13 protein-coding genes are annotated in these 17478 nt (G+C 45.9%); 5 read left to right on the forward strand and 8 right to left on the reverse strand.

Annotated features, from left to right (window positions below):
- Position 1 precedes the first annotated feature (1 nt).
- A complete protein-coding gene (locus ACWPOD_RS05750) occupies positions 2 to 1189 on the reverse strand; it encodes an aromatic ring-hydroxylating oxygenase subunit alpha (RefSeq protein ID WP_167427702.1) in 1188 nt (395 codons plus the stop codon).
- A 319-nt stretch (positions 1190 to 1508) separates the two neighbouring features.
- On the opposite strand from ACWPOD_RS05750, the gene ACWPOD_RS05755 reads away from it, so the two are divergent.
- Entirely contained in the window at positions 1509 to 3245 is a 1737-nt protein-coding gene (locus tag ACWPOD_RS05755; protein ID WP_048625350.1) for a BCCT family transporter, read from the forward strand.
- 95 nt (positions 3246 to 3340) lie between these two features.
- Here the strand turns inward: ACWPOD_RS05755 and ACWPOD_RS05760 are convergent, their stop codons facing one another.
- From ACWPOD_RS05760 to ACWPOD_RS05785, 6 genes are all read right to left on the reverse strand, one after another.
- Positions 3341 to 4267 carry a LysR substrate-binding domain-containing protein gene (locus ACWPOD_RS05760; protein ID WP_005392445.1) on the reverse strand — a complete coding sequence of 309 codons (927 nt, stop codon included), beginning with the start codon at positions 4265 to 4267 and terminating at the stop codon, positions 3341 to 3343.
- Positions 4268 to 4514: 247 nt separating this feature from the next.
- Positions 4515 to 5879, reverse strand: coding sequence for a TrkH family potassium uptake protein (locus ACWPOD_RS05765; RefSeq protein ID WP_167427703.1), 1365 nt, complete (start codon positions 5877 to 5879; stop codon positions 4515 to 4517).
- Between the two features lies 1 nt (position 5880).
- Positions 5881 to 6534 carry a potassium channel family protein gene (locus ACWPOD_RS05770; RefSeq protein WP_456231650.1) on the reverse strand — a complete coding sequence of 218 codons (654 nt, stop codon included), beginning with the start codon at positions 6532 to 6534 and terminating at the stop codon, positions 5881 to 5883.
- 151 nt (positions 6535 to 6685) lie between these two features.
- Positions 6686 to 7384: a response regulator transcription factor gene (locus tag ACWPOD_RS05775; RefSeq protein WP_025627053.1), complete on the reverse strand. Its 699-nt coding sequence runs from the start codon at positions 7382 to 7384 to the stop codon at positions 6686 to 6688.
- The gene (locus tag ACWPOD_RS05780) at positions 7381 to 8415 is read right to left on the reverse strand and encodes a sensor histidine kinase (protein WP_174856118.1); all 1035 of its coding nucleotides are present in this window, start codon (positions 8413 to 8415) and stop codon (positions 7381 to 7383) included. Before ACWPOD_RS05780 ends, ACWPOD_RS05775 begins: the two co-directional genes overlap by 4 nt.
- 236 nt (positions 8416 to 8651) lie before the next feature.
- Entirely contained in the window at positions 8652 to 10505 is a 1854-nt protein-coding gene (locus ACWPOD_RS05785; protein WP_456231651.1) for an ABC transporter ATP-binding protein, read from the reverse strand.
- Positions 10506 to 10650: 145 nt separating this feature from the next.
- Here ACWPOD_RS05785 and ACWPOD_RS05790 point away from each other — a divergent pair, with 145 nt between their 5' ends.
- From ACWPOD_RS05790 to fhuB, 4 genes are read left to right on the forward strand one after another with little or no spacing between them, the layout of a single operon-like run.
- Positions 10651 to 12756 (forward strand): TonB-dependent siderophore receptor, encoded by a 2106-nt coding sequence (locus ACWPOD_RS05790; RefSeq protein ID WP_456231652.1) that lies wholly within the window; start codon positions 10651 to 10653, stop codon positions 12754 to 12756.
- Between the two features lie 51 nt (positions 12757 to 12807).
- Positions 12808 to 13593, forward strand: coding sequence for an ABC transporter ATP-binding protein (locus ACWPOD_RS05795; RefSeq protein ID WP_139059206.1), 786 nt, complete (start codon positions 12808 to 12810; stop codon positions 13591 to 13593).
- A complete protein-coding gene (locus ACWPOD_RS05800; protein ID WP_114322809.1) occupies positions 13584 to 14513 on the forward strand; it encodes an iron-siderophore ABC transporter substrate-binding protein in 930 nt (309 codons plus the stop codon). The genes ACWPOD_RS05795 and ACWPOD_RS05800 overlap by 10 nt, the downstream gene beginning before the upstream one ends.
- Positions 14510 to 16477 (forward strand): Fe(3+)-hydroxamate ABC transporter permease FhuB, encoded by a 1968-nt coding sequence (fhuB, locus tag ACWPOD_RS05805; RefSeq protein WP_256965680.1) that lies wholly within the window; start codon positions 14510 to 14512, stop codon positions 16475 to 16477. The genes ACWPOD_RS05800 and fhuB overlap by 4 nt, the downstream gene beginning before the upstream one ends.
- A 99-nt stretch (positions 16478 to 16576) precedes the next feature.
- On the opposite strand, the gene ACWPOD_RS05810 is transcribed toward fhuB, so the two are convergent.
- Positions 16577 to 17425 (reverse strand): mechanosensitive ion channel family protein, encoded by an 849-nt coding sequence (locus ACWPOD_RS05810; RefSeq protein ID WP_005392418.1) that lies wholly within the window; start codon positions 17423 to 17425, stop codon positions 16577 to 16579.
- Between the last annotated feature and the right edge of the window lie 53 nt (positions 17426 to 17478).

Consider the following 17478-nt stretch of genomic DNA (forward strand, 5'->3'; position numbering starts at 1 on the left):
CTTACTGCTCCTGTGCCGCTTTCACTTGCTTTGCCAACCAGGTTTGGAAGAAATGCGTCGGAACATCCATTTCTGGTGAGAACACGCCACCACTAAAGCCAGGTGAGTAACGACCTTCCTGCATACCTTCGACCGCTCCAATATCTTCGCCGAACACGACTCGCCACGACTCAACGGTAGCAGTACGACACGCAGCAAACTCATCTTTCGTTGCTTCATCACCCACATAGAAAACACGTAGGTGCTCAACACTCTTATTCGCAGTGATTGGTTCAATCATCATTGCAAAGGCATGATCGGCTTGAATACCAAGCAACACGTTTGGAAAGAGTGCAACGTATTCTGCATGACGCAGTTTATCTTCTGGCCAGCTTGGAAATTTAGGTAAGTGTGTTCCTGCTGTATCAGAAAGGTTGTACGCGAGACTACCTTGACCAGCAAAGCGCTCTGCAAACATGATGTTGTAGTGATCCTCTAGGCGAGAATAACTGTTCAAACTCGGATGCACCCAAGGTAAGTGGTAAGCCTCGCAGTAGTTTTCTACGGCAAGCTTCCAGTTACTTTTCACTTCGATCTCTAAGTTGCCACCCATGTTCACGCGGCGAAGAAGCCCTAACCCATCTTCACCTAAGAATTGCTGCCAACGTTGCTCTAGTGGCGCGATATGATCTTCAAAGCTTTCTGCATTGCCCGATAAGTTAACGAATACCATGTCCATCCAAACGGCTGAACGAAGTGGCTTAAGGCCGTGTTTTTCACACTTAAATCGATCATCTTTGTGTTTTGCGATACCACCGATGTGTGGTGTGCCTTTTAGATTGCCGTCAAGATCGTACGTCCATGAATGGTAAGGACAGCGAATCATGCCTTGAACTTCGCCTGCCTCATGCACCAGCTTCATACCACGATGACTACATACGTTGTGGAAGACTTGGACTTCACCTTGACGATTTCTCATCATGAGTAGTGGAAGATTCATGAAATCAAGTGGCATCACATAGCCATTTTTAAGCAGGTCTGATGCAAAACCAATGCATACCCAAGTGTTACCAAACACCTGATCACGCTCAAAAGTAAAATACTCTTCGCTGGTGTAGGCCTGATTCGGCATTCCTGTTGCTTCACTGATTGGGTTCAGTACATTATCAACAAGTTCAACAGGAATAATGGTTTGGTTGACATTGCTCATATTCTTATCTCCGAGAGTCGAGTTGCATCCAGTGCGTACAACATCGTGTTGTGTTAGTGGAGATGATTTTGATTAACAACCCAGCAACAAACAAACGACTTTTTCGCCGGGTTTGGATGAGTTTTTGTCATTCATGCATTGATCTCGAACAACAAAATAACCTTTTAATTAACAAGGTTCTTCTTGTCATGATTAATACTCATTAACCGATGAGTATTAATCAGTTGAAACACAAAAGCCCTCTCTCTACTCTCTTTCAAAAATTAACAATAACGCAACAAACAATAACGCTAAAACAAAAGCACTGTGAGGGATGCCTATGAGAGCAACATCTGGGATATTGAAAGGACTCAATCCGACTGTGACTATCGCATCAAAGATCGTCGTTATCGGTTTTGTACTTTTCTGCGCCATTCTCGCCAACCAAGCGGGCCAATACTTCGAAACGATTTCCGGCATTTTGCTGCAGAATATGAAGTGGTTTTACATCGGACTTGTTTCACTCGTTGTCGGTTTTCTTCTTTATCTTATGGTTAGTCGATATGGACATATTCGTTTGAGTAAAGATGACGAAAAACCAGAGTTTAGTTATTTGTCTTGGGTATCCATGCTTTTTTCCGGAGGCATGGGGATAGGCTTAATTTTCTGGTCGGTCGCCGAACCGATGTGGCATTACGCTGACAACCCATTTACTCAAGGCCTGACCAATGAAGCCGCAACAACATCAATGAAACTGACATTCTTTCACTGGGGTCTACATCCTTGGTCTGTCTTTATCATTGTTGCACTCGCATTAGCCTACTTTTCCTACCGTAAAGATCTGCCTTTTACCCTACGCTCTATCTTGTACCCTTTGATTGGCGATCGTATTTATGGGCCTATCGGGCACACGGTTGATATCCTAACAGTCGCGGTGACTGCTTTCGGTATCTCTCAAACCTTGGGGATGGGAGTTATCCAAATAAACTCTGGTTTGAATCAAGCCTTTGGTCTAGACATTAGTTTGGGGATTCAACTCTTTATTATCGTTTCCCTTTGTACTTGTGCGGTTGCGTCGGTGCTATCTGGTGTAGGAAAAGGTATTCGCCGTTTATCAGAATGGAATATGCTGCTTTCACTCGCACTCGTGCTAGTTGTACTTTACATTGGCCCAACTCGCTATATCTTAAATACGCTACTTGAAAGCACGGGGCTTTATGCACAAAACATTGTCGGTATGAGCTTATGGAGCGATGCACAGAATGACTCTGGCTGGCAAAACTGGTGGACGGCTTATTACTGGCCTTGGTGGATGACTTGGGCACCTTTCGTTGGCATGTTTGTGGCTCGTATCTCTAAAGGGCGCACAATACGTGAGCTTATCGGCGGTGCTCTCATAGTTCCTACGCTGATCACGTTTTTATGGATTTCAGTATTTGGTGGCGCAGCGTTAAAGGTAGAGCAAGACGCTCGTATTGCTCATCAAGAGCAAGTCACTGCGGCACAAGAAGCCAAACAAACACCACCTGCAGATTTTTCTGGCGGCCCGATTCTTGAAGCGACCAAAGCTGATACGACACGCGCTTTGTTTACGCTATTCGACAACCTAGATACAGGTATGTTTGGTAAACTACTTAGCGTACTTGCGTGTTTATTACTCGGTACTTATTTCATTACCTCCGCGGACTCGGGTACCCTAGTTCTATGTACCCTCGATGCCGCTGGACACAGTGAACCTCCCACGTCTATACGGGTACTATGGGGGATCATGATCGCCGCCATTGCGGGAGTGCTTCTATATGCAGGAGGGTTAAAAGCAATGCAAACGGCCTCCATTATTGCCGGTTTCCCTATCGCGATTTTTATCGCGGTGATGAGCTTAACGCTGTTCCATAGTATTCGACGCGAACCTAAGCCATGGGCAATGCTTCCTGAGCATGTTCATCCAGAGCAAGAGAAACTTGATGGTCCTGTTGAACCGCTTGTTGAAAGCAAAACGGTAGCTTCTGAACCTATTACTTCAACATCCTCGCTGAAAGATGATTCGACACTCAATCAAGGACCAGCACTCACTTAGTGCGTCATTTCATCCAATCAATTCAAACAAAGCGGGAACTGATATTCCCGCTTTTTTAACATGACCAAACTCTGTTCTTTTCTCTGCTTATTGATTTAGGCTAGGCCTCGGTCACCCACTTCATCTGGCAACTGATGCAAAAGCCATTCTCTAAAACGTTTGACGCTTGCTGGGATTAAACCTCTATTTTTAGGTTCAAGCATAGAAAAATTAGAGGGAGTTGAAAGAACGTGTTCGACTGGCCTAACCAAAGCACCGCTTTGTAAATAGTCGTCCACTAATGAGCCCCAAGCTAACGCGATGCCCTGACCATTAATTGCCGCTTGTAACAGCATTGGATAGTTGTTGATGTTCATGCGATTACGAGGCGAAATATTTGGCAACCCTACACTCGCAAACCACTGCTCCCAATTCACCCAGTCTCTTTGAGACTCTTCCAGATAGAGTAACGTTTTATTGAAGATTTCTTCTGGCTCACTAGGCTGGCCGATTTTCTCTAAATAAAGCGGGCTACACACAGGGAATACCTCTTCTGAAAATAGCGTTGTCACATCCATTTCCGCAGGTGGCGTGCGACAATAAAACAAGGCGATATCGCAATCTAATCGGCGTAAGTCCAACACATTATCTGAGGCCAAAATCCTTATATCGATGTCATCATGTTCATTTTGAAATTGAGCGACCTTAGGCAACAACCACAAAGCGGCCATTGCGTTTGTCGTCGCAACCGTGATCTTTTGTTCGCCCTGCCACTTCTTCACTTCACCCGTGATTTGAGCAATATCGAGCAAAGATTGGCTGACGGCTTGATAATATTGAAGACCTGTAGGCGTTAAGTTAATGCTTCGATTGGCTCTCGTGAACATAGCCTTGCCTAAGTATTCTTCTAATTGTCTAATTTGGCGACTGATAGCACCTTGGGTCACGTTTAGCTCGTCAGCGGCTAACGTAAAACTCAAGTGCCGCGCCGACGCTTCAAACGCAACGAGGCTATTTAAAGGTGGGAGGGGTTTGATTTTCATGTATCTTCCAGTAAGGCAGTATTGTAATTATTTTTATTCCCGGCAATCTTATGTTGCACGTGGATAATGCCATTCTGGACAACACCTCAAAAACGACAATTTATAAATGATAAAAAATAGAGATGAATCATAAATTGTTGTGAGAGAGGCAACCGTATACAGTTTCGTGGCTACAACGAGCACAAAAAGAGGAGCAGTTACTCCTCTTTTGCCTAGCCTTTTGCTCACTTTCTTCGAGTTAGCCCATTTACCCTATTGCCAATTTAGTGCTCGCGTAACGCGCTTTTTTCTTTCTTGGACTGGCTAAGAAGTACGCCAAAGTAAGGGGGCCTAATCGTCCCATAAACATCATGAAGATGATCACTAACTCACCCGGTTCGGACAAACTGCCCGTTAAGCCTCGCGACAAACCAACCGTACCCAGTGCCGAGACCGCTTCGAACATAATGTCTAACATAGACGCTTTCTCTGTCAGTAACAGCGTGAAGATGGCAAACCAAGTCACACCCACCGAGATCAGAGTCAGCGCCAATGCTTTGCTGATGGTCTCTTTGGGAATCTCACGTTGAAAGGCATAGGTTGCTTCATCACGACGTAAATAGCTGTAAGTTGCCAAGACTAACACCATAAATGTCACAACTTTAATACCACTTGCCGTGCTCAATGATCCTCCGCCGATAAACATCAACACCAGAATGATCGCCGTTGTGGCATCTTCCAACTGATCGATAGCTAAAGTGTTGAACCCTGCCGTTCTTGGCGTCACCGCTTGAAACCACGATGCCCACCATTTCCCTGCTTCGCTCAACGGGGCAAGCGTGTTGGGGTTGTCATATTCGATCAGGTAAATCGCGATAAGTGCCACCACGTTAATGATCACCGTGCCTAAGATCATCATTCGACTGTAAACGGTGAGTCGGTGCCAACGGCGATTGCGTTTTAAGTCAATCCAAACCGAGAAGCCTAAACCACCAATAATGAACAAACTGGTAATGGTGAAGTTAACGACCGGGTCGTCCACGTAAGGCATTAAGCTATCGGCACTCAACGCAAAACCTGCATTGTTAAACGCACTGATGGTGTAGAAGAAACCATGGAACAAACTGGTTTTCCAGCCCAGCTCTTCACTCCAATAAACGCTCAAAATAGTGAAACCAATAAGTTCAACGAGCAGAGCGAACATCAATACAGATTTAGCGGTGGCAATGAGTGTCGATGAGTCAGTTTGGTTGAACGCCTCTCTCGCGACGGCTCTCTCCAAAAAGCCAATTTTTCCGCCCAGAGCCAGCAAGGTCACGATGGCAAACGTCATTAAACCTAGGCCACCACATTGAATCAGGAAAGCGATAACCCCTTGCCCAAAAGGCGTAAACGCCGTGCCCGTGTCTACCACAACTAATCCCGTCACCGTAATGGCCGATGTCGCAGTAAACAAGCTTTGAATCCAAGTGATGGGCTCTGTGGTGGCAATCGGCAGTTTGAGTAAAACTGTGCCGAGCATGATCAAGCACGCAAAGCTGAGGCTAAGTATCAGCGGCGGTGCGCCCAACAATTTTTTGCCCGCTTTGGGTTTTCGCTCGATCGGGATAATAGAGGGATGCCACAAAACCATGTTACACCAACCTCGGAGCGACGTATTTCAGCTCAGCGCGACTACCACAAAGCAACAGCGTGTCGAACTCATTAAGCACAAACTCATCATTGATATTGGTGTAGACGGCTTCTTCGCGCTTCACCAAGATAGGCTGAATGTTGTAACTGCCTCGGCTGATCAACTTAGAAAGCGGCGTATCGTGCAGATTGGATTTAACGTGGATTTCCACCACATACAAACCATGCCCCATTTCCAAATAGTTGTTCACCATCGGATAGTTGAGTGCCTGCGCGACTCTTACGCCCATCTCCTCTTCCGGATGAATAATGCGTTGTACACCCAGCTTAGATACGATGGTGTGGTGTGCTTTGGTGCTCGCTTTGACCCAAATAGATTTCACGCCTAAATTTTTCAGCGCCAGCGTACACAACAAACTGGCTTGCATGTCTTCGCCAATCGCCACCAACACCACATCACTGTTCGCTAACGCTAACTCTCTGAGTGCGCCTTCGTCTGTTGCGTCACATATGACCGCTTGCGTTAACTCTTCGACGTATTTTTCGACGATTTTCGGGCCGCTATCCACTCCCGTTACCGTGTGTCCAAGATGAATAAGTTCTAAGCTGGCGGCAACGCCAAATCGCCCTAAACCAATTACTGTAAAGTGAGCCATATCAATCCCTAACTGTGTTTTATGTATAGAAAATGCTAATGCGTTAAGGACTAGACTGATTTTCCGTCACGGAAAATAGGCAACACGAATCCTGTTCGAGTGCCGATAACCAGCACTAAACCTTGGCATTAACGTTGATTAAATTTGGACTTTAGTGGTGCTTGGACGTCTCAAGCACTAAACGATAACCCAGCCCCGGCTCGGTTTTTAAAAGTCGCTGTTCGTCAGCACTATCGTTCAGTTTTTTGCGTAGTTGACTCACTAGCACGCGTAAGTAGTGAGTATCTTCGACATGACTTTTTCCCCAAATCACCACTAGCAAATGAGTTTGCTCAATGAGTTTTCCCGGCTTGAGAATCAACTGTTCAATGAAAGAAAACTCTTTCTTGGTGAGTGGAATTTCCCTCTGATCCAACCAAAATTGGTGAGTACTTTTGATGATTTTGACTCGGCCAGCCACCAGCTCATCAGCGACGGTTTGCTCATCCACCAAATCTCGAACCAGCACTTTGATGCGCGCGATGAGCTCTTTTACGCCAAAAGGCTTGCTCAAGTAATCATTCGCGCCCGCTTCTAAAAGGCGGATTTTTTCCTCTTCTTGATCGCGAGCTGTCAGCACTAGCACTGGCGTTTTATGCGTCTGACGAAGTGTAGTGAGAAACTCCGTCCCATCGCCGTCGGGCAAGCCTAAATCTAGCAGAATGACGTGTGGCGAATGCGCTTCGAAACACGCTTTGGCTTCTGCAATGGTACTCGCGCCAATGTAATCAAACCCTTCAGCAGACAGCGAAATTCGAATAAAGGTATGAATGCGAGGCTCATCGTCCACGACTAAAACTTTGTAACTCACGCCTGCTCTGCTCCTTGATTGAGTGGAAGTCGAATGCGGATCAGCGTCCCTTCTGATACTGGCATAGATTGAATCTCTCCTTGGTGCGCGGTGATGATGCCTTTGGCAACCGCGAGTCCCATTCCGGTGCCTGAATCGGCCGATTTGTTGTTCGCACCGGAATAGAAAAGGCTGAATATTTTTTCCGCATCTTCAGCTTTGATGCCAATCCCCATGTCCCGAACATCAATCACGCACGACGAACCCTGCTTAGAAAGAGAAACCTCAACAGATTCATTCTCTGGCGAAAATCGCATGGCATTATCCAGCACATTGAAGATCGCTTGTTCGATAAGCGAACGACTTACTGATAAATAACCAACGGAATCATCCATATTCATGGATACTTTCTCGGTGTCGTTTGGCAAACGAGAAACCGCATCCCGCACAATATCCGCAATAGGTTCATCTTTTTGGGTTATTTTTAATGTGCCGTGCTGGAGCTTAGTCGCCTGTAACAAGTTCTCTATATATTGATGCAAGCGGTGGCTTTCTGAAGTCGCACTGTCGAGCAATTCTTTACGCTCTAAGTCATTGAGTTTGGTCATGTACTCGTTGAGTGTGGTCAATGTTCCAATAATGGTTGCCAGAGGTGTGCGTAGATCATGTGATACCGATAGCAGGATGCTGTTTTGCAGCTTGGTTTGTTTTAACTCGCCCTGCTGGCGACGATAAAGATCTGCAAAAGTGCTGGTGATAAATGCCACCACCATAAACACGACTAGATTAAAAATGTCTTCCGGACGAAACATCTGTAAAGAGTAACGAGGCGTCGTGAAAAAGAAGTTGAAGCTCAGCGCTTCGATCACCGCCGCCGCATAAGCGAATCGCGAGTTGCATTGAAATGCCACCACCACGACTGCTAACTGCAAAATCAGCAGGACCGCAGCGGTAGAGCCAAACAATTGGTCTAACAGCCATGAGGCCACAACCGCGCCAACAATCACGATGGCAGAAAAGAGAAATGTGTTATCTCGCCAATGAGCAAACATAAAGTACATCAACCAAAATTCGATGCAGAAACTTTAGCAAAAGCCAATTCGGAGTTCGCGTAAAAAAAGCGTAAAAAATGCAAGAACGACAGTCAGTTATAAACATAACCATCATTAAGTTGGCCTAACTCAATGAATAATCACAAGTAAACGTCACCCATTGACGCCTACTCACTCGGTATAAACGGCAGACATAAAAAAGAGGAGCATTTGCTCCTCTTTCGTATAGCGTCATATTAGATGACTTGCAGTTGAGCATCACTTTGCTCAGACAAAAAGCCGCCGGTTTGATGCTTCCACAACTGAGCGTAAACACCACCCAATTGCAGCAGCTCGTGGTGTGAGCCTTGCTCAATGATTTTGCCGTCATCCATCACAATCAAACGATCCATCGCGGCAATCGTTGATAAACGGTGAGCAATCGCAATCACTGTTTTTTCTTCCATCAGAACTTCAAGGTTTTCTTGAATTGCCGACTCCACTTCTGAATCAAGTGCAGACGTTGCTTCGTCCATGATCAAAATTGGTGCGTTTTTCAGCAGCACGCGAGCAATCGCCACACGTTGACGCTGACCGCCAGACAACTTCACGCCGCGTTCTCCCACTTCAACGTCATAACCAACGTTACCTTGCTCGTCTCGTAGAGATTGAATGAAATCATGAGCATGTGCTTTTTCAGCAGCTGCGATAACGGCATCCATTGAAGCATCTGGATCACCGTAAAGAATGTTCTCTTTAATTGAACGATGCAGCAAAGAGGTGTCTTGCGTGATCATACCGATGTGTTGGCGCAGCGACTCTTGTTCGACTTGAGAAATGTCCTGTCCATCAATACAAATTTTCCCCGTATTTACGTCGTAAAAACGCAGCAACAGGTTAACCAACGTGGATTTGCCTGCCCCAGAGCGACCGACAATGCCGACTTTTTCGCCCGGTTTGATAGTCAGATTCAAGTTCTCAAATACCGCCTTTTCATCACTGTAGTTAAAACCTACGTGATCAAAGCAGATCTCACCTTGAGAGATTTGCAGAGGCTTGGCATTTGGTATGTCTTTCACTTCAACGTCGTTTGAAATCGTATTAATACCGTCCACTACCGTACCGATGTTTTCAAACAATGCGCTAACTTCCCACATGATCCACTTCGACATTCCTTGTATGCGCAACGCAATACTAATGGCAATCGCAATAGCACCAATTGTTACAGCGTGATCTAGCCATAAATAAACCGAAATGGCACTGATAGACATCAGCAGTAAATAGTTGATGGCATCAACACTAAACAGCAAACAAGTCACCATGCGCATTTGGCGGTAAACCGTCACCAAAAATTGCTTCATGCTGCTTTCTGCGTATTCCAACTCTCGTTGCGAGTGCGCGAATAGTTTTATGGTAGAAATGTTGGTGTAAGAATCGACAATGCGCCCAGTCATTACAGAACGAGCATCCGCTTGCTCTGTCGCTACTTGTTTCATTTTAGGGATAAAGTAGAACTGGATAACCGCGTACATCCCTATCCAAATCACAATAGGCAACATCAGCAAACCATCGGCCTCGCCCATCATCCAAAGCATCGAAAGAAAATAAACGCTGATATAAACCAGTACATCCACCAACTTCATGACCGTTTCTCGTACCGCTAACGCACTTTGCATCACTTTGGTCGCAACTCGGCCTGCAAAGTCACGTTGGAAAAATCCAACCGCTTGTTTTAGCAAGTAACGGTGAATCAACCAACGGATAGACATCGGGTAGTTACCCAATAACGTTTGGTGCATCACCATTGAGTGGACAAAACCGAGAGCTGGCATCACAACCGCCACTAAGAACAGCATCATTAGCATGCGATCACCCTGGTCTTGCCAGAATGTTGCGCGATCTTGATTAGAGAGAATATCGACGAGCTCACCCATATAACGCAACAGCGTCACCTCAGTAATGGCAATAAGCGCACTGAACACAGCCATGACAAGTAAAGGGGCTTCAAAGCCACGAGTGTAAAAGCGACAGAAGCCAAAAAGTGTCTTCGGTGGCTTTTCGGTTTCCATCTGGGGAAAGGGTTGGGTCAGTTTTTCAAACCAATTGAACATAACAACGACTTTAAGTACCGCGAATGAATTTGCGAACGTTTTACTATCTTTTGATACAAAAGTCAGTAAAATACCGAAACAAAAGTTCAAATGATAATAATTACAATTAAGCTTAGCGTTAATCATAATTGTCGGGAATATATTTATGACAAAGAATAACTTACTGGCCATCGCGATCCGTAACGCGTTGGTCTGTGCTTTGGCACCAACAGCAGCAGTGGTTGCATTCACAGCACAAGCTCAAGAAGACGTTGTACAAGATGACATTATTGCAATGGAGACCATTACGGTCACCGCGCAAGCACTTAAAGTAGAAACCCCTGCGGCAGAAACGCCGCGCAGCGTATCTATCATTTCTGAAGATGAACTTCGTGTTCGTGCACCGCAAAAATTGGACGAAGCATTACGCTACACATCTGGCGTAACCGCTCAGCCTTATGGCGCCGACAACGACACCGATTGGTTCAAAGTTCGCGGTTTTGATGCTGCGACTTACCTAAACGGCAACCGCCTATTCCGCGATGGTTACTACACATGGTTAGTCGAACCTTACGGCCTAGAAAGTGTAGAAATCGTTAAAGGCCCATCAGCTATTCTGTTTGGTGAATCGGCACCAGGCGGTATCGTGAATGCGGTGCAGAAAAAACCAACGTTTACGCCTCAAGGCGAAGTAAAAGTCGAAGTTGGCAACAACCAACACCAATCCGTAGGTTTTGACATTGCTGACGAAGCAAACGACGCAGGCACCGTGCGCTATCGTTTGGTTGGCTTGATGACAAGCCAAGACGGTGAACTGGACGGCACAAATAACGAGCGTTTCTACCTAGCGCCAAGTGTCGAGTTCGACATTTCTGACCGTACAATGCTGACCGTTTTGGCTACTTACCTTCATGATGACGGTGTACCAACTAACCCATTCTTCCCGGCAGCAGGTACTCTGATTGGTTCTAACTTTGGCAAAATCGATCCTTCGACTAACCTTGGTCAGCCAAACTACGATAAATACGAACGCACGCAGTTTTCTCTAGGTTACTTACTAGAGCACGACATCAATGACACGTGGTCATTCTCGCAAAACCTCAACTACGGCTCCAATGAGTTGTACTTGCGCAGCTCTTACGCGTTCTCAAACAACGATCCAGCAAAAGAAGAGTTAACGCAAGGCATCGTATTCCGTGACGGAAAAAACCAGAGCATCACGTTCGATAACAATGCTGTCGGCAACTGGATGACAGACAACGCAGAGCACACAGTGCTTATCGGTATGGATCTGCAATTCCACAAAACCGATGGCGACGAGCAAGACAACTACGCATTTGGCACCATCAATCCGTGGAACCCAGTTTACGGCAACTTCACCCCGCTTGATCCTGCCAACAACGTGAAACGTGAGATTGAGAAATCTCAAGCAAGTCTCTATTCACAATACCAATTGAAACTGCATGAACAGTGGATTGGTAACATCGGTGCTCGTTACGACTGGGTGAAAACAGAAAACTCTGGCAAAGGCGCTACCGTTGATCAAAGTGAATCTCGTGATGATGGTCAGCTCTCTCTAAGTGCGGGTGTGATGTACCTTGCAAACAATGGCCTGTCACCTTACGCAAACTACTCTCAGTCGTTTGAAGTGATCAGCACTATTGATGCGGCAACCAATGAACTTTACAAACCGCTGGAAGGCGAGCAAGTAGAAGTGGGTGTAAAGTATGAGCCAAGCTTTATGGATGGCTTTATCAACCTTGCATGGTTCGACATCACGCAAAAGAATGCATTGGTCACTAACCCATCAACATGGATTGCGACACAAACAGGTGAAGTGACATCTCAAGGTATTGAGCTAGAAAGCACGGCGCAGCTAACAGACGATCTAAAACTGATGGCAAGCTACACCTACACTAAAGCGAAAACAGATGAGAGCTTTGGCCAAGGTAAAAAACAAGCCGCACTTATTCCTGAGCACCAAGCTTCTGCATGGGTAGACTACAGCGCCTACAGCCTGATTCCAGGCCTCAATATCGGTACTGGTGTGCGCTACGTAGGTGAGTCAAAAGATAACCCTAAGAGCTCGAACCTAACGGTTCCTTCTGTCACTCTTTGGGATGCGTCAGTCACTTACGACATCACTTCACAGTGGCAAGCACAGCTAAACGTGAACAACATCCTAGATAAAGAGTTTGTTTCAGGTTGCGATTACTGGTGTTACTACGGCCAGTCTCGCTCTGTTATGCTAAACGCAAACTACCGCTGGTAATTGTACTTCTACTCCCCTCTATTGAGGGGAGTTTTCTCCTAAGAGCCATCCATGTTTCAACTGTCTAATATTGAGATCGTACGAGGTGGACGTCAGATCCTCGGCATCGAACAACTTAACATCCCAACAAATGAGCTAACGGTCGTTTTAGGCCATAACGGTTCAGGTAAGTCGACACTGGTGAACCTGCTTTCTGGTCAAATGCCACCAGATAAAGGCACGGTAACACTAAACGATACTTCCCTTTCATCACTCAAAACCAAAGAGTTGGCAAAACAGATCGCCTATTTGCCACAAAAGCTGCCCTCTTCGGCTGGTTTAACGGTAGAAGAGCTAGTGCGCTTAGGTCGCTTTCCGTGGCGTGGGGCACTTGGTCGTTGGAAAACCGAAGACAAACAGATCATCACGCAGGCTATGGAACGAACAGGAGTTACACCTTTTGCTCAAGCTTTGGCGGATGACTTATCGGGCGGCGAGCGCCAACGCGCTTGGGTGTCTATGCTGTTGGCTCAACAATCACCAATTTTGATCCTAGATGAACCGACCTCCGCGCTCGATGTTCACCATCAATTTCAACTGATGGCGCTACTTGCAGAGCTAAATAGAACCGAGAACGTAGGCATTATCGTGATCCTGCACGATTTGAACTTAGCACTGCGCTATGCAACCCACATTGTTGCGCTCAAGAAAGGTCAAATTGCGTTCGAAGGCAACGCCGACATGTTGCTAGATGAGGAGCGCCTTTCTGAGTTGTATGAGTCACCGATTAAGCTCATTGATCATCCAACTCCAGCCAACACATTGGCGAGCCAAAAGGTGGCTGTTGTATGCGCATAATAGCTCGTTTACTTACTGTGGTTACACAATCTGCTTTTCTGTTGGCATTTTTTATGACTAATGCAAATGCAGTCATCACCGTTACCGATGAATATGGTGAGCATAGTTTTGAGCAAGCGCCACAACGCGTTGTTGCCTTAAACTGGGACATCTTAGAACAAGTTTTGGCGCTAAACGTAGAACCAATCGCAGCCCCAAATTTACCAGGCTACCGCCAATGGGTCGTCAATCCAACTGCACCAGAGTCAATTGAAGATATTGGAACCCGAGCAGAGCCCAACTTAGAAAAAATCGCCAGCTTGAAGCCAGATGTCATCCTTGCTGCGTCTCCACAGCAAGACTTGATTCCGTTACTCAAACAAATTGCTCCGGTTATATATTTACCTAATTTTTCTGAAAATGAGGCTGCGGCCGAGACTGCTATTCGTCACTTTCGTACGCTCGGCAAGCTATTCAATAAAGAGGCTCTTGCTGAACAGAAACTGGCAGAATTAGATGCTTCATTTGCGCAGATGCGCCAGCGAATTCGCCACTATTACTCTGAACCACTCAGTGTTCTTGTGATGCGATTTTCAACCCCGAATACTGTATTACTTGCAACCGAAAACTCCACCACTGACTACGTGGTCAGAAAACTGGGATTACAGGCTCCAATTAAAGAGGCCCCACGTGCGTGGGGGGTAAAGCAAGATCGGATTAATCGACTTCAAAACCTTCACAACAGCTATGTTCTCTACGTACAACCTTTCCCAGAAGAACGCAAACTGAAAGATTCGCCACTTTGGCAAGCGATGCCGTTTGTAAAGAAGCAGCGGGTAAATTCAGTCAGAGCAGTGTGGGCGTATGGCGGTGCTATGTCTTTGCAATACACCGCTGAAGCGATTACCGACAGTCTAATAGAGTTGGCACCAAAGCAATGAGAACGAAACATTATATTGGTTATCTGGCGCTGATTACGTTACTTAGCGTCTTTAGTCTACAAATTGACACTAATTTATCACTCTTCGAACAGTGGCAATTATTAACAAAACCAGAGGTAGCGAGCGAATTTCGTGACGTATTTTTTACGCAAGCTCAGCTTCCTAGGTTAAGTATTACTCTGCTTGTTGGTGCCATGCTTGGTCTCACTGGCAGCTTAATGCAGCAATTAACGCAGAATAACCTCACCTCTCCTTTGACTCTTGGCACCTCTTCTGGGGCTTGGCTTGCATTAGTCGTGGTAAACATTTGGTTTGTTGATTGGGTAGCCGACTACTCTGCATTAGCCGCAATGGTAGGCGCCTTAGTGGCGTTTGGCCTGATCGTATCTATTGCCGGTGTGCGTAATATGACGGGTTTACCACTAGTCGTTTCAGGGATGGTGATCAATATCTTGCTCGGTTCTATCGCCACAGCCATTATTATTTTAAACGCCCAGTTCGCACAGAATATTTTTATGTGGGGAGCAGGAGACCTTTCTCAATACAGCTGGGATTGGTTTGAGTGGTTATTGCCTCGCTCTGCTATTGCAATCGTAATTTTGATCGTCGCACCACGTATTCTGACCTTAATGAAACTGGGACAAGAAGGCGCAGCAGCCCGAGGCTTAGCGGTATTACCCGCGTTTGGTGCGTTAATGGTGATGGGTATTTGGCTGGTATCAGCCTCAATCACCGCCATTGGGATCATCAGTTTCATCGGATTACTGACCCCCAATATTGCCAGAGCGATGGGGGCAAGAACACCGCGCGACGAATTGATCAGCAGCATGCTAATGGGCGCAATGCTATTAATCATCACCGACTCTGCCGCCATCTCGCTAAGCTTATGGTTAGAGGAAACCATTCCTAGCGGCGTAGCGGCTGCAGCTATTGGCGCTCCCGCTTTAATTTGGTTTACTCGTAAAAAGCTGACGGCAACCGATCAACTTAACCTTTCAATGAGCCAAGGAAAAACGGCGCTTTCTAAACGCGCGGTATGCAGCATTGCGCTATTCAGTCTGGTTGGGATTCTAGCTTACTCATTCGTTACCCATGGTATAAACGGGATCCAATGGTCCGTGCCAGGGGAGTTCCAATGGCAATTACGCTGGCCGCGAATGCTAACCGCACTTTCTGTCGGTATTGCGCTATCCGTTGCCGGAATCATTTTGCAACGCATTGTTTACAACCCTCTGGCCAGCCCAGATATTCTCGGTGTGTCTTCCGGAGCCACGTTTGCCATTATTACGACAGGAGTCATCGCTGGGTCACTTCTCTCCGCATTTAACTGGGGTATCGCTTTTTTCGGAAGTATGTCCGTATTGATGTTATTGCTGATTATCGGTAAACGAAGCCATTTTAATCCATCTAACTTCGTGTTGTCCGGCATAGCACTAACGGCACTATTAGAAGCCCTTGTTCAATTTTCGCTAGCTCAAGGTTCTGGTGACAGTTACAAAATTTTATTGTGGCTAACTGGTTCAATTTATCGAGTCACAGCCGACACCGCACTGATGCTATGTTTGGCAATAATGGTTCTGCTTACCGCTGTATTCGCGATTTCTCGCTGGCTAACATTAATTTCCATCGGACGACAATTCTCAAATGCACGAGGACTTAACCCCACCGTAGCCAATACGCTAATGCTCACCATCGTTGCTTTATTATGCGCCTTTTCTACCGCTACAGTTGGTCCGATATCTTTTGTTGGCTTGGTCGCTCCCCATATGGCGATGATGTTAGGAGCAAGAAAAGTGAAAGAGCAACTAAGTGTCGGAGCCTTAATTGGTGCAACCCTAATGTTGTGGGCAGATTGGCTGGGACAAATCGCTATTTATCCAAGTCAGGTCGCAGCTGGCACATTGGTCGCTATTTTAGGCAGTACTTACTTTCTGTTTTTAATGCTGAAAAGTAAATTCAGCTAAGTATTCAGGGAATATAGTTAGAGCTGGAAATACCGTTAGAAAAACAAACCCCGCTATGTTTGATAGCGGGGTTTGTTTTAACTGGCGTACGACACTTCTCTATTTTTCACTCACCACAGGAAAGCGCTGCTCATAAAGTTCCATAAAGTCTTTACGAATCAAATGCTCCAAGTGGTTAGCTTTATCGGTCGGGCAGAAAATCATAACATGCAAAATCTGCTCACCATTGATATTACTAGAAATATGCATATGTGGCTCTGCACCGGGAAGATCGACCCCCGCGTGTTTTTCAATCATCGCATTGTAGCGATGCGCAACATCACTGAAGTAGCTACAATGCTCTTCAATCTTGTCGGTCAAGATTGGTAACAGAGGATACAAATTAACGAAGTCTTTCACCACGATAGAAAAATTGTGGTAGACGTAGCGCTTCATAAAATTGAGGTTCTTTACTGGGTAAGTAAAAAACATACTATTGGGTAAGGTCGCGGTTTTTCCGGTGTAGTGATATTGCCCATGGTGCAGGTCGATCTCTTGAATCACCGTCGCCATCATATTGTGCTCGATCACTTCGCCGCACAGTTTACCGACCTCAATCCAGTCACCGACACGAAAAGAACGTGAGCTTGCTCTTTGAATCGAGCCTGTAAAACACAAAATTATCTCTTTGGATGCCACAACAATGGCAACCGCTATCGCCGTGACACTTAGAGCAAACTCGTTTATTTCTGATTGCCATAAAATAAATAAAATCAGTAATGTAACGGCAAAAGTGCCGTTCTTAGTTCTGGACATCCAGCTGCGCTGATCTTCAGAAAGAAAGGCATGGTCACCACGAATCATCGATAAAATGGTACGACGAATTAACCACATAATCACAAAGATCAGTGCGGTAAAAATCAGTTTATGAGTGAGAAGAAAATCGACGACTAACTGCACTTTCTCCATTCCACGGCTCCCTTAGAATTAAAATACGGCCTAGTAACGGGTAACCATAACAA

The organism is Vibrio sp. JZG120 (assembly GCF_053890955.1).

Excerpts from the sequence above, each read along its gene's own strand:
- ACWPOD_RS05750 (WP_167427702.1), bottom strand. The coding sequence starts at position 1,189 with ATGAGCAATGTCAACCAAACCATTATTCCTGTTGAACTTGTTGATAAT.
- ACWPOD_RS05755 (WP_048625350.1), top strand. The coding sequence starts at position 1,509 with ATGAGAGCAACATCTGGGATATTGAAAGGACTCAATCCGACTGTGACT.
- ACWPOD_RS05760 (WP_005392445.1), bottom strand. The coding sequence starts at position 4,267 with ATGAAAATCAAACCCCTCCCACCTTTAAATAGCCTCGTTGCGTTTGAA.
- ACWPOD_RS05765 (WP_167427703.1), bottom strand. The coding sequence starts at position 5,879 with ATGGTTTTGTGGCATCCCTCTATTATCCCGATCGAGCGAAAACCCAAA.
- ACWPOD_RS05770 (WP_456231650.1), bottom strand. The coding sequence starts at position 6,534 with ATGGCTCACTTTACAGTAATTGGTTTAGGGCGATTTGGCGTTGCCGCC.
- ACWPOD_RS05780 (WP_174856118.1), bottom strand. The coding sequence starts at position 8,415 with ATGTTTGCTCATTGGCGAGATAACACATTTCTCTTTTCTGCCATCGTG.
- ACWPOD_RS05785 (WP_456231651.1), bottom strand. The coding sequence starts at position 10,505 with ATGTTCAATTGGTTTGAAAAACTGACCCAACCCTTTCCCCAGATGGAA.
- ACWPOD_RS05790 (WP_456231652.1), top strand. The coding sequence starts at position 10,651 with ATGACAAAGAATAACTTACTGGCCATCGCGATCCGTAACGCGTTGGTC.
- ACWPOD_RS05795 (WP_139059206.1), top strand. The coding sequence starts at position 12,808 with ATGTTTCAACTGTCTAATATTGAGATCGTACGAGGTGGACGTCAGATC.
- ACWPOD_RS05800 (WP_114322809.1), top strand. The coding sequence starts at position 13,584 with ATGCGCATAATAGCTCGTTTACTTACTGTGGTTACACAATCTGCTTTT.
- fhuB (WP_256965680.1), top strand. The coding sequence starts at position 14,510 with ATGAGAACGAAACATTATATTGGTTATCTGGCGCTGATTACGTTACTT.
- ACWPOD_RS05810 (WP_005392418.1), bottom strand. The coding sequence starts at position 17,425 with ATGGAGAAAGTGCAGTTAGTCGTCGATTTTCTTCTCACTCATAAACTG.